The 14,206-nt window shown below is 50.7% G+C and carries 11 protein-coding genes; 1 reads left to right on the top strand and 10 read right to left on the bottom strand.

Translation table 11 applies throughout. From position 1 onward, the window contains the following. Positions 1-29: 29 nt before the first annotated feature. The 3 genes from MCG46_RS03805 to MCG46_RS03795 all read right to left on the bottom strand — a co-directional run bounded on the left by MCG46_RS03805 (position 30) and on the right by MCG46_RS03795 (position 2,497). Positions 30-788 (bottom strand): hypothetical protein, encoded by a 759-nt coding sequence (locus tag MCG46_RS03805; RefSeq protein WP_240277797.1) that lies wholly within the window; start codon positions 786-788, stop codon positions 30-32. 206 nt (positions 789-994) lie between these two features. Then, complete coding sequence (locus MCG46_RS03800; protein ID WP_345893095.1) at positions 995-1,735, bottom strand: GntR family transcriptional regulator; 741 nt, start codon at positions 1,733-1,735, stop codon at positions 995-997. Positions 1,736-1,771: 36 nt separating this feature from the next. Continuing rightward, on the bottom strand, positions 1,772-2,497 hold the full coding sequence (locus MCG46_RS03795) for a GntR family transcriptional regulator (RefSeq protein ID WP_240277794.1): 726 nt from the start codon (positions 2,495-2,497) through the stop codon (positions 1,772-1,774). A 221-nt stretch (positions 2,498-2,718) separates the two neighbouring features. Here MCG46_RS03795 and MCG46_RS03790 point away from each other — a divergent pair, with 221 nt between their 5' ends. Beyond that, on the top strand, positions 2,719-5,124 hold the full coding sequence (locus tag MCG46_RS03790; protein ID WP_240277792.1) for a response regulator: 2,406 nt from the start codon (positions 2,719-2,721) through the stop codon (positions 5,122-5,124). A gap of 138 nt (positions 5,125-5,262) precedes the next feature. Here the strand turns inward: MCG46_RS03790 and MCG46_RS03785 are convergent, their stop codons facing one another. From MCG46_RS03785 to MCG46_RS03755, 7 genes are all read right to left on the bottom strand, one after another. Beyond that, entirely contained in the window at positions 5,263-6,630 is a 1,368-nt protein-coding gene (locus MCG46_RS03785; protein WP_240277790.1) for an MATE family efflux transporter, read from the bottom strand. A gap of 3 nt (positions 6,631-6,633) precedes the next feature. Continuing rightward, entirely contained in the window at positions 6,634-7,101 is a 468-nt protein-coding gene (locus MCG46_RS03780) for a MarR family winged helix-turn-helix transcriptional regulator (RefSeq protein WP_240277788.1), read from the bottom strand. A 326-nt stretch (positions 7,102-7,427) separates the two neighbouring features. Further along, positions 7,428-9,845 (bottom strand): AAA family ATPase, encoded by a 2,418-nt coding sequence (locus tag MCG46_RS03775; protein ID WP_240277786.1) that lies wholly within the window; start codon positions 9,843-9,845, stop codon positions 7,428-7,430. Positions 9,846-9,868: 23 nt separating this feature from the next. Then, on the bottom strand, positions 9,869-10,609 hold the full coding sequence (locus MCG46_RS03770) for a hypothetical protein (RefSeq protein ID WP_240277784.1): 741 nt from the start codon (positions 10,607-10,609) through the stop codon (positions 9,869-9,871). A 63-nt stretch (positions 10,610-10,672) separates the two neighbouring features. Then, positions 10,673-11,386 carry a hypothetical protein gene (locus MCG46_RS03765; protein WP_240277782.1) on the bottom strand — a complete coding sequence of 238 codons (714 nt, stop codon included), beginning with the start codon at positions 11,384-11,386 and terminating at the stop codon, positions 10,673-10,675. Beyond that, entirely contained in the window at positions 11,383-12,519 is a 1,137-nt protein-coding gene (locus MCG46_RS03760; RefSeq protein WP_240277780.1) for a diaminopropionate ammonia-lyase, read from the bottom strand. The genes MCG46_RS03765 and MCG46_RS03760 overlap by 4 nt, the downstream gene beginning before the upstream one ends. A 27-nt stretch (positions 12,520-12,546) precedes the next feature. Then, positions 12,547-13,992 (bottom strand): MATE family efflux transporter, encoded by a 1,446-nt coding sequence (locus tag MCG46_RS03755; RefSeq protein WP_240277778.1) that lies wholly within the window; start codon positions 13,990-13,992, stop codon positions 12,547-12,549. Positions 13,993-14,206 lie beyond the last annotated feature (214 nt).

Raw genomic sequence — 14,206 nt, 5'->3', positions numbered from 1 at the left:
TTTCCTATCTCAAGAAGGAAATCCGCGGCTTACAGCTGCCAGCCGGAAAGATCCGGGCGTGTCATTGGCTTATCGGTACTAATCAGCAGTGTCAAGGTGAAGCTGATCCGCGTAGGTATCTCCTCTTCAATGGTGGAAATTGCCAGATTCAGTTCACCGCGGGTCATCTGGTACTCTTTGCTGATATCATAACTCAGCGTACAGGCCTCCAAAGTGACCGAATCATCCATACCCTGCCATTGCTCCCGCAGATTGTTCAGCGCTTCTTCATTCCCGGTTTCTTCAATCAGACTTTCCAGCATAACCTGAAGTTCCGAAAAAGAATTGGCTTGATAGCTCAGCCGGTAACCTTCACTTGTTTTCTCCACTGAGAATTTTTGAAACATCGATGCGATGGACTGGGTTTCGTCATTCTCTGAATCGGATGAAACAAACGGTTCGATACTTCTTTCCCCCATCATATCAGAATAGAACGTCTGATCCTGAACAAAAAAGCTGAACGTCATTGCCTGTCCCAAAAAGGTTGTCCCCATCTCAAAATAAATCGCAGGTTCGCCCACAGTGCTTAACGGCTGGGCCTGAATTACACCTGATAGCGGAAAATCCAAAGTCATGCCCTGGGCCGCCATACTCATTTTACCATCCAGTTCAATCGTCTGAACGGTCTCATTTTGGGCAGACCGGGCTTCTACCTGAGTCATGATTTCCTGGGCAGATTCCTGTTTCGCACAGCCGCCAAGGAGTAAGCAAGCCAATCCAATCAACCCGAATCTTGTTCTTTTCTTCATCTCACAATTCCCTTTCTTTGCTTGATTCATCAGGCCGCATGCCTGATTTATTTTTGCTTTAAGCCTTGTCACGTTAAGCATATCATAAACTAGAATGAATTCCGACAAAATCTGACCACGATTGAACTTCCGCTTTTCATTGCTGCAGCTTGTTTTTCCAATCGCTTAATTAAGATAAATACCGAAACAGCGGTTACCCTTTCAATTCACTCTTTGCTCTGACAGTTCAGATCAGCTAAAGCACTCGCCGGGAAAGCTGCGGGCAGTTCGCTTTCCTGAGCGCCGCAGTGCAAAACCAGAGAACGAGCTAGGGCGTAGGCCTGAAAGAATAACACCTGCGACAGTTCAATGAAAAGGTCTGTCTGCTGCCTATTCAGAGCCTGAATAAGCTGATTCAAAATCGCCGCAATCCGTTCCGGCTGCGTCAAATCCGGATAATCTGCATCCGGCGGCAGACGCTTGAGATAATACCCCCAGATCAGAAGATTTTTCAGCTGTTCCAGAAGACTTCGCTGACCTGGATAGACAACCTTTTCCCCCAGCTGCCAAAGCAGTTCGCTTAACAAGGAATCCGAGGTCAGTCCCAAGTCCGTTAAACGCTGCGCATATTGTTCGCATTCAGCCTTTGACAGAGAGGGATAAACCGTTTTAGCCAACGGTGACCAGCACAATGCCAGCAGCTGCAGCGCATCCAGAAAATAGACGATGTTTTCCCTGACCAGTGCGATTTCCAGTTTCATCGTCTGCGGCTGGGTTTGCCTGCGCAGAATGATTGAACCTTTCTTCGGTGCCGTTTGGATCAGTCCGATGTCATTAAGCAGCGCAACCGCACTGCGAATTGTCGCCAATGACGCATCATATTCCTGCATCAACTGCGGAATAGAGGGAATGTAGGGCTGAAAGGCAAACTCCTGACTGCGGATACGATCGGACAAAGACCGCGCAATCGCCGTATACTTCGGGGTGCGGCTGTTCAGCGCAGCTCAGGTATAGTCAGCCGGAGCTTTTACTTCTGTGCAATCCTCGGTCAAAGCCTTCAGAATTTTCTCCGCCCGAGTCCAGCCTTTATAATAAATCTGCCGCAGAACATCCTCACATTGCGAACACTGTCCGACTTCCATCGCTTTGAACAGCGCTTGGATCAGAGCTTGAAACTGTTCAAAAGGCAAGGCATAGCGGGCATCCAGCTGCAGTGTGGCATACAGCGGAATATAGGTGGAATGACTGACCTCCTGAGCCCAATCCATCAGAACCTGGTTGTGCATCGGGAGGAACAGCGAATCCAACAGTTGGGAATAGGCATGCAGCTGCCCGCGCTGTTCCTCGGATTTCGCAAATTGTTCCAAAAGCTGACGCAGTGCGTTCAGATCTTTCACCTGCATTGCTCCCCAAGCCTGAAGTCCAGGATACAAAGGCGCCAGACTGCAGAACATATCTAAAATGACAGCTTTGCGCATTACTGCCAGACCCGCGCTTTTCTCCTGCGGCAGATCACATTGAATGACGGCCTTCGTTCGGGCGCCGGAGGAAACAATGCCCTCTGCCTGAAGCATGCGGTAAACCCGGCGAACGGTAGTGATGCCGACATTGTACTGACGGCATAGCTCCGTTTGGGAAGGCAGCTGATCCCCGCAGCGCAGAGCCCCGCAGCGGATCTGCGTTAAGATTGATTGATAAAGATAATCGTACAATGTCGTTGCCGACTGCATTTTATACGCCTCCTCCGCTGTTTATTTCTTTATTTTATATTATATCATGCGCCGATTCGGATGGAAATGACACTTGCCAACCTTGCCTTGCAGGGGTACAATAAAGCCAGATAATCTGATAGCCTAATAGATAAAGATAAAGTGTCTGTCCTACCTCTTTTCTGTTGACTCATCAGGATTTTCAGTTTTGTCTTCAGCTGGATATCAGGGAGGAAATTACCATGAACGCCATCAATCCGCAGGCTGTACCGCGTCAGAATCAGGATTATACGCTTTTGATGAGCATGCTTCACGTCAGCGTCAGCAAGCATCTTCTGGACGAACATTTCACATTGATCTGGGCTAATGATTTTTATTATGATCTGATCGGTTACCCGCAGGCGGAATATGAAGCACTGTATCACAATCGTCCGGATCTGTATTATGCGCAGAACCTGGAGGATTGGCATGCGATTCAGCAGATTGTCATCGGGGCAATCTCAGCGGGGCAGCCCGGCTACACCACGGTCACCCGGATGCGCCGCAAGGACGGCAGCTATATTTGGGTTCAGCTGGCCGCTACCTTTGTCGATGAACAGCTCGACGGTGTTCAGGTCGCTTATACTGTCATGAACAACATTGACGAGGTGATGCAGATGCGGATGGAACAATCCGTTACGTATGATAATTTGCCTGGCTTTGTTGCCAAATATCAGATTGGTCCCGATCTGCAGCTGAAGCTTCTGGACGCGAATCGGAAGTTTCTTGATTTTTTTGGTGAAGACAGTTGGAAAAATGAGGATTATCCGCTGTTTGTTGAAAATGTTGCCCGCAGCGCCGAGCAGCTGGAGGCCAACCGGGAGCGGCTCAACACCGGCCTGCCGGTTCATTTTACAGCTCAGATGCGGGGACAGAGCGGCGCCGATGCATGGCTGCAGATTAACGCTGAACAGATCGGTGTGAAAGATGGCCTGCCGGTTTATCTGGTCATCTATCTCGATGTCACCAATGAAACAGAACTGCGGCAGATGCAGACCAAGCTGGAACATCAGGCGGTGGAACTGAAAGCGGCCCTGGAAACTGCCCGTAAAGCCAGCCGTGCCAAATCTGATTTTCTTTCCAGCATGTCGCATGATATCCGCACGCCGATGAACGCCATTATGGGGATGACGGATCTGGCCCTGCTGCATCTGGACGATCCGGACAAGCTTCGCAGCTGTCTGCGCAAAATCGCTCTGTCCAGTGAACATTTGCTGGGACTGATCAACGACGTCCTCGATATGAGCCGCATCGAAAGTGGCCGGATGACGCTGAACAATGAGCCGCTCACACTGCCGGAAACGCTGGAAAATATCGTGGCGATCATGCAGCCAATGCTCAAGGCCAAACACCAGAAATTTGCGATTCATCTGCGCCATGTGCGGCATGAACAGCTGTGGTCGGATCCGCTGCGGCTGCGCCAGATTCTGATCAACATCTTATCCAACGCTTCCAAGTTTACCCCACCCGAAGGTTCGATCACGTTTACGCTGGAAGAACAGTCGGAAATCAGCGGCGGATATGCTGAGTTCCGATTCATCGTACAGGACAGCGGAATCGGGATTCAGCCGGAGTTTCTAAGCCAGCTTTTCGAACCTTTTTCCCGTCAGATGGACAGTCGGGTCGACAAAACCGAAGGCAGCGGATTAGGCATGGCGATCACGCACCGGCTCGTCGATCTGATGCATGGAAAAATTGAAGTGGAAAGTCAGGTCGGACAGGGGAGCACCTTTACTGTCACGCTGCCATTGCGCATTCAGCAGAAAACAGATGAACTGACAACTCATTTTCCTGACCTGCATGTACTGGTTGTCGATGACGATCTCATCATGAGTGAAACGATGACAACCGCTCTGCAGCAGTTAGGCGTGCAGGTGACCTTGGCTGAGAGCGGACAGGAAGCCCTGCGGCAGGCAGCGCTAATCAAGGCGCAGGACAAGCAGTTTGACGCCGTTTTTCTCGATTGGAAAATGCCGGACATGGATGGTCCGGAAACCGCGCGGCAGCTCCGCCATCAGATTTCCGGCACTGTCCCAATTTTAATTGTTTCCGCCTATGATTGGGGCGATATCGAACTGGAAGCCCGGCAAGCAGGAATTGACGGCTTTATTTCCAAGCCGTTGTTTGCCTCGACGCTTTGCCGGGCGCTGCAAACCTATGTCATGGGAAGAACCGACGTTCCTGCTCCACCGGATCAGCCAGCGGAAATCTTTGCGGGAAGACGGTTTCTGTTAGTCGAAGACAATGCGTTAAATCGTGAAATCGCGGTTGAACTTTTGGAACAAGAAGGCGCCTGTGTGGAAACGGCTGAGAATGGTCAGGAGGGGGTCTGGAAAATGGAACACGCACCTTATCATTGGTATGACTTGATTCTGATGGACGTTCAGATGCCGATCCTCAACGGTTATGAGGCGGCCCGCCAGATCCGCCGCCTGCCGCGCCGGGATGCCCAGCAAATCCCGATTCTGGCGCTGACTGCCGATGCCTTTGCCGAAGATATTGCCTTAGCCAAAGAAGCTGGTATGAACGGGCATCTGGCCAAGCCGCTGAATATCAAAGCCCTGCGCAAGGAGATCCTGCAGCAGCTGAAAGGTGAAGCAAGGGAATAGACTTTTTAACAAAAATAAAACGAAGCTCAATCCTGCGATGACAGGAATTCAGTCTTCGTTTTTTAATATCTGGCTAGTTTAAAGCTCCGCTTACGAAAACGGAGCTTCACTGGGATGCGTTCTGTCTGACTTTAAACCTTAAGCATGAACCTGCTGCTTTTCTACCTTACGGAAGAAGCGGAAGAACAAAATCACGGTGGTCAGAACGGAAATTGTATCCGCAATCGGTTCCGCCACAAAGACCGCAAATACCTGATTTTCGAAGAAATTCGGCAGAATGTAAATCAGCGGAATCAACAGGATAATCTTCCGCAGCAAGGCTAAGAAGGTAGAAATCTTAGCATTGCCCAACGCGATGAAGGTCTGTTGGCAAGCCAGCTGCGCCCCCATCAGGAAGACCGCGGCAATATAAATTCTTAGCGCCCATACCGTAATCTGCGTCAAGGCTGGATCACTGGTAAAGATCGCCGCGAACATCTGCGGCGCCACCATGCACAGCAGCCACATCGTCGCTGAATAAACCAGACAGCAGACCAACAACAGACGGAACGCCTGCTTCACCCGATCAATCTTTCCCGCACCGTAATTGAAGCTGATGATCGGCTGCGCTCCCTGTGTCAGTCCCTGCAGCGGAAGCATCGAAAACTGCATCACGCTGGACAGGATCGTCATCGCCCCGACCGCCAGATCACCGCCGTATTTAAGCAGAGAAGAATTGAAGCATAAGACCAACAGACTTTCGGTTGACTGCATGATAAACGGTGCCACGCCAAGTGCCAGGGCGGGGAATAAGATCTTGGCATTGATATTGAAATATTTCGGATGCAGCCGCAGCTGACTTTTTTTGCCGCTTAAAAACTGCAGCACCCAGATCGTGGAAACCGCCTGTGACAGCACCGTCGCCAACGCGGCTCCGCGCACGCCCATGTTGAAGCCGAAGATCAGAATCGGATCGAGAACGATATTGGTAATCGCACCGATAATCACCGTGAGCATACTGATGCGAGAGAAACCCTGTGCTGAAATAAACGCGTTCATGCCCAGCGTCAATTGAACGAAAATCGTTCCGGCTGCATAGATCATCATGTAGGCTTTGGCATAGACAATCGTATTTTCACTGGCTCCAAACAACATCAATAACGGTTCGCAGAACAGCATCGTTACGGCGGTCAGCACCACAGATGTGATCACCAGCGCTGTAAAGCAGTTGCCTAAAATTTTATTGGCCTGTTCGTTATCGCCTTTGCCCATCATGATGGAAGCCCGCGGCGCACCGCCCATGCTGACAAGCGCGGCAAAGGCCGAAATGATCATGATCAGCGGAAAGGCCACGCCGACGCCGGTCAGCGCGGATGCCCCGCTGCCGGGAATGTGGCCGATATACATGCGGTCGACCATGTTGTAGAGTGCATTGACAACCTGAGAGGTAATCGCCGGGACTGCCAGTGCGAAAAACAGCCGGCCTACCCGATCCTCTCCTAAATTTGTTTCCTTGGATTGAAGCATAGTTTAATCCCCTTTCTGATTGGTCATCGCTTCGATATTCGCATAAATCTGATGCTGAACCCGGCTGTAAACAGCCAGATCTTCCTCGGTAATATTGCGTGTCAGGGCGTGGGAAAACTGATCCATGCTCAGACGCATCTGACCGATCACCGGCGCAGCTTTGGGCGTCAGCTTCAAGTGCAGAATTCGATGATCGTGGACATCTTCCTCACTGGTCAGATACCCCCGCCGCGTCAGAGCATCGACACTGCGGCAGACCAGTCCTTTGGAAACCGACAGCGTGACAGTCAGCTCCTTCGCCGTATTGATCGACGGATTGTTGAACAAAAAGATCAGAACATTCATCTCATTGGGGGAGAAGACTTCGCCTGCCACAGACCTTGCGCAGTAACGGCTGTAAGCCTCGCGCAGACGCGCATAGCCTTTCAGCATCTGTTCAACATTGAAGATGGGAATACGGATTTTATTCATCTGCCGGCCTCCTTGTCAATTAGTTTACTTGTATACGAACATGTCTAAGTATACTCCGGATCTGACGCAAGTCAAGCCGTCCTTCACCTTATTCCTATTCTTTCCTCCTCACACCGGTTATTCTTTTTTCTCTGAATCGGGACTGATTCAATCCTGCATCAAAAAAAACAACGATCTAAGAAGACCGTTGAATTCAGGCTGATCATTGAAAAACGAACTGAGAAGCAAGACTCCCAGTTCAATCCCTTTGCTTTAGACCAGCGTCCGGCAAGCTGAGAATGAAGCTGTTGTGGCGTTGACAGAAAGATCGAAGCTGGACCATCCGGCTACAAAAAGCGGGCTGTTGCACTGACGCCGGTGGATTTTAAAACCTGCGGCACGCCGGCAAACATCAGCTGGCCGCCCTGTTCCCCACCCTGCGGACCCAAATCAATCACCCAGTCGCAGGCACGGATCAGCTGCGGATTGTGTTCAACCACAATCAGGGTATGGCCGGCCTCCCGCAGCCGGTAAAGCAGCTGGATAAAGTGGGCAATGTCTTCCGGATGCAGACCCGTCGTCGGTTCATCCATTAAATAGAGCTGCCTCTTACCGTTTGGATTTTCAATCAGCTCTGCCGCCAGCTTTAAGCGCTGTGCTTCCCCGCCGGACAACGTCGTCAGCGGCTGACCTAACGGCAGATAACCCAAGCCGGTTTCTTCCAGCAGGGCAAGCGAAGCGTGAATTTTAGGCTGATCCGCAAAGAAATCCAGTGCTTCCTCGACCGTCAGATCCAGAACTTCCCGAATCGTCATGCCGTTGTATTGAACCGCCAGCACTGTTTCATTGAACCGCTGACCATGACATTGCGGACAGACGATCTCCGTATTGGCAAAAAACAACAGATTGCTTTCCACAACGCCCATGCCCTGACACCTTTCACAACGGCCGCCCGGGGTATTGAATGAGAAAGCCTTCGCGCTCAGTCCGGCTGCCCGGGCTTGATCGGTCTGTGCAAAAAGCTGGCGGATCAGCGTGTAGATTCCGGTATACGTCGCAGTATTGGAGCGCTTCATCCGGGTGATCGAAGTTTGTTCAATTCGAACGATCTGATCAAAGTTTTCCAAACCGCGGATCATCGCCTGAGGGCAGCGCCCGGATGCCAGCACCTCAAAGATCAGGGTTGACTTTCCGGAACCGGAAGGTCCGGTAACGGCGCTCAGACAGCCGATCGGAATTTTTACATCAAGATGATTGAGATTATAAAGACTGGCATTTTCAATCGTGAGCCAATGCTGAGCCGGTCTTGGATGCGGATTGAATTCATCCGGACGCCGCAGCCAGGTGCCGCTCAGGGAGGCTGGATCCGCCTGAAGCTGTTCTAAGGTACCGTAGCTGACAATTCGGCCGCCGTGGATTCCCGCTCCCGGGCCAAACTCTACCAACAGATCCGCCGCGGCCATGACCTGCTGATCATGTTCGATCACGATCACCGTATTACCCAGATCCCGCAGATGTCTAAGAATATCCATCAGGCCTTCGGTATCCTGCGGATGCAGACCGGCCGTCGGCTCGTCCAGCATGATCACCAGTCCCGACATTTCCAAATCCAATGCCGCCGCCAAGCGCAGCCGCTGCCGCTCACCGCCGGATAACGTCACAATCTGCCGATCCAGCGTCAGATACCCTAAGCCTAAGCGAATCAGCCGTCTGAGTTTGGTCTGAATATCGCGCAGATACGCTTCTGCCACAATTCTCGCATTGCCGGTTAAAATGGCATCCAGCTGTTCTATCCAGTTCTGCAGCGCCGTCAGTGAAAGCGCAGATAATTCCGGCAGTCGGGTCTTGTTGACTGTTACGGTACGGCTTAACTCAGTTAGCCGTTCACCATGACAGACCGGACACGGCGTCCGTTTAAAATAAGCATCCAAGGCCGAAGCCTGACCGCCTTTTTCAGCCCAGCGTCGTTTCAGATTGGCAACCACCCCTTCAAAATTTCCGGCTTTTTTTAAATCCGGCTTCTCCGACAACGAAGTCCTTCCTTCCAGCAGCAGCTTCCGCTGGGCAGCGGTGTATTGCGACAGCGGAACGTTGTGCGGAGCTTCAATTCCCAATGCTTTGCAGGCAGTATAATAAAGCTCGCTTTGATATTCGCCATATCGTTTTTCCCAAAAGCGCACTGCACCCTGTTCGAGCGATAACGAATCATCGAGAATCCGCGCTGAATCGATCACCGAAATCTGTCCCAAACCTTCGCAAGCCGGACACGCTCCCTCCATGGTATTGAAGGAAAAATAAGTCCGGGTCAGCTTATCCATGCGGAACCCGCAATGCGGACAATCCATAGTTACATGAAAGTCCCCGTTGATTTTCTCCGTCGTTTCCCGACATTCGGCTGCTTCAATCTCGCGATGACACTGGGGACAGGTACGGCGATGCAGCTTCTCATAGATCATCCGCAGATCAGTATAGATGTTGCTTTGTGTGCCGACCGTCGAGCGTGGATTTTTATTTTCCATCGTTTGGGTGATCACAATCGCCGGACTGGCGCCGCGGACTTTCCTGACTTTGGGTTTCGGTATTCCCTGCATTCCCATGGCTTCCAGATACTGCCGCTGACATTCATTAAACAGCACGTCGATCAGAAATGTGGATTTCCCGGAGCCGGATACCCCAGTCAAGACGATCAGCTTTTCTTTCGGCAGCATCAGAGAAACATCCTTCAGATTTCCTTCTCGGACATTCAGAATTTCTATTTTATCCATTGTCTTTGCCTTTCCTTTCTCACTTATTCCGTGCTGAACTGAAGATGCGGCGGAACTTCTGTATCGATTAACGGGCGAATCTTGGCGATGACTTTCGGATCCGTTAAATCCCAGGGAATACTTTGCGTGGGATCAGCGCCGACCTCTGTCTGATTGATCCGGCCGAACGAAAACAGCCGCATGCCGACTGTGCCAAGAATGACATTTTCCACCCGCATCAGCCGGTCAACCTGCCAGCTTTGAGCATCTAAAACTTCCACGAAATCCATGATATTCGCTTCTGTGATTTCTGTTTCATTGATCCGAACACAAGAATAGAAGCAGCCTGTTCTTTGATAAAACTGTGCCCAGCGCATCAATTCCTGTGTCAGCGCAGTCTCAAGCTTCTGCGCATCATCGAACTGTTCCACGGTTATTCCAAACTCCAGATAAGAACGTGTAGATTCTGAAAGTCCCTGAGCCTTGAGCAGTTGTTGTTCCCGGGTCATCTCCATATTCGAGCAATGGTATTCCAAATCCAGATACAGCCGGTCTTCACTTTGAGTCACAGTCATGCGGTTTACTTCATCCGATCGGCAGCCTTCTAAGAAAGGCGGCAGTTCCACAACCGCCTGCGGCAGCGGTTCCGGTTGATGGAAAAGGGGATAGAGGAAATCAAGATTCTGAATCAGCAGCCCGGATCCGATCAGGAAAATGAATGCGAAAACCAGCGTCCGGGTTGGAAGAAACCGATCGCTGGTCTGTGTCTTTATCTGCTTCGCCATGCTGGATATTCCCCCTTTTCCGTTCTGTCCGTCTTTTAATTTTTTCATATGGGGATGAAAAAATCATTGAGGAACTTCAAGATCGACTAACGGCCGGATTTTGGCTATGACTTGAGGATCGGTTACGTCAAGCACGTTGATCTCCTCCGTCGATTGGGCAGGCTCCAGAACTTCTGCGATCCCAAATGTAAACAAACGATCACCGACCGTTCCAAACACTACTTGGTCAATTCGATAAATTTGATCAACCTGCCAGGCTTGCTCATCCAAAACTTCTGCGTAGTTCATGATGTTATCTTCATTAATTTCGGTTGTACTCAGCCGCACGCAGTGATAGAAACAGCCTACATAATCCACCAGCTTCTGCCATTTGATCATTTCCTGAAGTAGCTGATCCTGCCGCTGCGTAGCGTTTTGAATAATCTGGATTTCCATGGAAAAACGGACTTCCTGTGTACTGATCGGAGTGATGCCCTGAGCTAAAAGCTGCTTGTCCGCTTCCGTCAGTTCGTTGACTTCACAGTGATATTTCTGAATCAGACTCACAATGCCATCCATTTCCGTGATGGTCAGCGTATTCTCTTCATTGCGCTGACAGCCATCCAAAAAGGAAGGCAGCGTCACCGTTTTCGAAATGGGCTGAGGCTTAGGGGTAGCAGAAGCGATCTCCGGGAAGATCTGATCGACATTCTGTACGGCAATGCCAAAACCGATCAGCGCAAGCAGAACGACGGTGACGACGACATTGGCTAGAGTGCGGTCTGAATTTTTCTTCATCCGCTCACCTCCGTCCAAGGCCGGCCGACAACTCTTAGATAATCCTCAGGATCAGTCGCCCCTTCCGTATTGAAAAGCAGGACAACCGAATTCTCATCAAAGCCTAAAGCCTGTTTCATCTGAGCATAACTAGAGTCCTGACACAGTTTCAACACCAATCCCAAGCCCACGGCTCCGGATTCACCCGCAACGATCGCTTGATCTCCGTCGGATGGATTGGCGTACTGGCGCATCCCTGCCTCAGTAATTTCATCGGCACAGGCAAAGTAGAACGAAGCATAATCACGCAGGACAGGGAAGATATCAGGATTGACTTCACCGCAGTTCAGCCCCGCCATGATGGTCGGCGTGATTCCTGCCTTCGATACCAGCTTTCCCTGTGGACAGGAAGCAAAAACACAGGCTGAATCCACCGCCTCAATGATCGAAGTGACTGGCAGCTGATCTTTCAGCGTATCCGCCAGCCAGCCTAAAACCGCCCCGGCCATCGACCCGACTCCGGCCTGCAAAAACACATGCGTCGGCTGAATTGAAGGCGGAAGCTGCTGATAAACCTCGCGGATCATGGTCGTATAGCCTAAGACAATATTCTGCGGAATTTTATGGTATCCGGGCAGCACGGTATCCTGAACTAGGATATATCCTTGCCGTTGGGCATATTCGCGTGTCCAGCGCACTGTTTCATCATATCCCCATTCTGTCACTGTGACTTTGGCATTGCCCAGGGCTTCAATCGCTTCAACCCGGCTGGCCACGGTGCCCTTTGGCATGAAAATTTCCGCCCGGCACCCTGCCTGCAGCGCTGCCCAGGCCACACCCTTGCCATGATTGCCATCCGTGGTCGTAACAAAAACCGGCTTTTGATCCGGCATTTCAGCCAGAATCTGATGAACCGCATAACTGGCCCCCAAAGCCTTAAAGGCTTTGAGCCCAAACCGCTGCGACTCGTCTTTAACCAGGATCGCCCTGATGCCCAGCTGCTTCGCCAAAGCTTCCAGATTGATCAGCGGCGTTGGCGCATAGTCAGCCAGTGATTGATGAAATGCCTTAACCTGTTCGTAATGACGGGCGCAGAACATTGCCGGCAGCGGCCCGCGCGCTAATTTTCCCTCAGCCATTTGAATTGGTTTCATAATTTATCTCCTTTTCCTGATTTCAGTTTATGCCTGCTCGCCCCGCAGCTTCATCAGCTGCCATTTTCCGCTTCGGTAACGCAGCCAGATCAGCAGAGTGCGCAAAAGCTGATCCGCAACCAATGCAATCCAGGCTCCATATAAGCCCCACTTCAGTTCGTAAACCGTTAAAATGGCCAACAATGGACGCACGATCAGGGTCGTGACAAAGATGACCACAGCCGTGGTCTTCGTATCTCCAGCGCCGCGCAGAACACCGGCCAGAATAAACTGCGTCGCCTGGAATGGCTGAATCAGTGCCAGAAACATCAGAATCCGCGTACCCTGTTCGATGACTTCTGCTTCATTGCTGTAAAGGGCGACAATCGGACCGCCGATCACAAAGAAGATCAAAGCCAGGATCAAAGAAAAACCAATTCCGATCTGCTGACTGACTTTTCCATAATGATGCGCCATATCCGTGCGTTTTTTTCCTAATGACTGGCCGACCAGCGACGTCGAGGAAACCGCGAAGCCCTGACCGATCATAAACGACAGAGCCTGAATGTTCATGCAGATATTATGCGTGGCAAACGCCACTGTGCCTAAGGAAGCTACAGTTTTAGAATAGAGGATGACGCCAAAGCGCATAAACAGCTGCTCCACCATCGCCGGCAGACCTATCGCAAAGATGTTGCCGAGTATTTCTTTATCGATATGATATTTCTCAAGCAGATGGAATTCAAGATATCCGCCCTTTTTCATCAAGGCCCAGGCCGCCATCAGAAAGGCTGCCGTCTGACCGATGACCGTGGCCAGCGAAGCTCCTGCCACACCCATTTTGGGAAATCCCAGATTGCCGTAAATCAAGATCCAGTTCAAAACAATATTGACGACATTCGCGGTCACATTGTATTTCATCGCGGTTTTGGAATCACCCACCCCACGCAGCAGCGCCGTAATCGTCGTAGTCAGCGCCATCAGTACAAAGCCTGCCATCTGAATCTGCAGATAAATCGTTCCGTTAGCCAAACTCAGCTCATCCGTCGCTCCCATAAACCGAACCATCGTTTCGGAAAAGAAGAAGCCGACCAACGAAGCAGCGATCGACATAATCAGCGTCAGCATCAAAGCCTGCCGTACTGTTTCATTGGCTTTTCCTGGCTGTTCTGCGCCTTTATAACGAGCGACAAGAGCGGTAGCCCCGACATTCATCGCCATAAACATCGTCATCATTAAAAACTTCGGCTGCGTTGTTAATCCGACGGCCGTAATCGCCCAGGCTCCCAGCTGTCCGACCATCATTAAATCGGCCATGGAGGTCAGCTGCGTCAGCGTCAGCTCCACAAAAGATGGCCCGGCAATCCGTAAGACATCCTTCATCAACATTCCCCTTGTAATTCCCTCCGGTAATGTTTTTCGTGTTTTTGTAATTTCTAAATTTTCCCCAGCTTCCACCCGATCCAAAGCCAGCTGTGCAGTTCCCCCCGCCATTCATCATCGTCCTTTCCCTGTTGTAAGATTTATTATATCATGAACAGCTCGGTCAGAAAACGCTTTCAGCTTTGTCCTTACTGCTTTGTTTATGATTTGATTCAATCCGGATTGGTCTGCCAATTTCCGCTTGTTCACAGTAAGTATGGCTGATGTTATAAAACAGAAATAAAAAAAAGATAAGCAGTATTTCCTTGATATACCACTTATCTCC

Source organism: Holdemania massiliensis (assembly GCF_022440805.1).
GTDB classification, from domain to species: Bacteria; Bacillota_I; Bacilli_A; order Erysipelotrichales; family Erysipelotrichaceae; genus Holdemania; species Holdemania massiliensis_A.
The sequence above is the reverse complement of the archived record's forward strand: the minus strand, read 5'-3'. Positions and strand labels throughout refer to the sequence as shown.

What these genes read in the sequence shown, in the direction of transcription:
- MCG46_RS03755 (WP_240277778.1), bottom strand. Translation starts at nt 13,992, where the DNA reads ATGGCGGGGGGAACTGCACAGCTGGCTTTGGATCGGGTGGAAGCTGGG.
- MCG46_RS03795 (WP_240277794.1), bottom strand. Translation starts at nt 2,497, where the DNA reads ATGCAGTCGGCAACGACATTGTACGATTATCTTTATCAATCAATCTTA.
- MCG46_RS03775 (WP_240277786.1), bottom strand. Translation starts at nt 9,845, where the DNA reads ATGGATAAAATAGAAATTCTGAATGTCCGAGAAGGAAATCTGAAGGAT.
- MCG46_RS03785 (WP_240277790.1), bottom strand. Translation starts at nt 6,630, where the DNA reads ATGCTTCAATCCAAGGAAACAAATTTAGGAGAGGATCGGGTAGGCCGG.
- MCG46_RS03770 (WP_240277784.1), bottom strand. Translation starts at nt 10,609, where the DNA reads ATGGCGAAGCAGATAAAGACACAGACCAGCGATCGGTTTCTTCCAACC.
- MCG46_RS03805 (WP_240277797.1), bottom strand. Translation starts at nt 788, where the DNA reads ATGAAGAAAAGAACAAGATTCGGGTTGATTGGATTGGCTTGCTTACTC.
- MCG46_RS03760 (WP_240277780.1), bottom strand. Translation starts at nt 12,519, where the DNA reads ATGAAACCAATTCAAATGGCTGAGGGAAAATTAGCGCGCGGGCCGCTG.
- MCG46_RS03790 (WP_240277792.1), top strand. Translation starts at nt 2,719, where the DNA reads ATGAACGCCATCAATCCGCAGGCTGTACCGCGTCAGAATCAGGATTAT.
- MCG46_RS03780 (WP_240277788.1), bottom strand. Translation starts at nt 7,101, where the DNA reads ATGAATAAAATCCGTATTCCCATCTTCAATGTTGAACAGATGCTGAAA.
- MCG46_RS03765 (WP_240277782.1), bottom strand. Translation starts at nt 11,386, where the DNA reads ATGAAGAAAAATTCAGACCGCACTCTAGCCAATGTCGTCGTCACCGTC.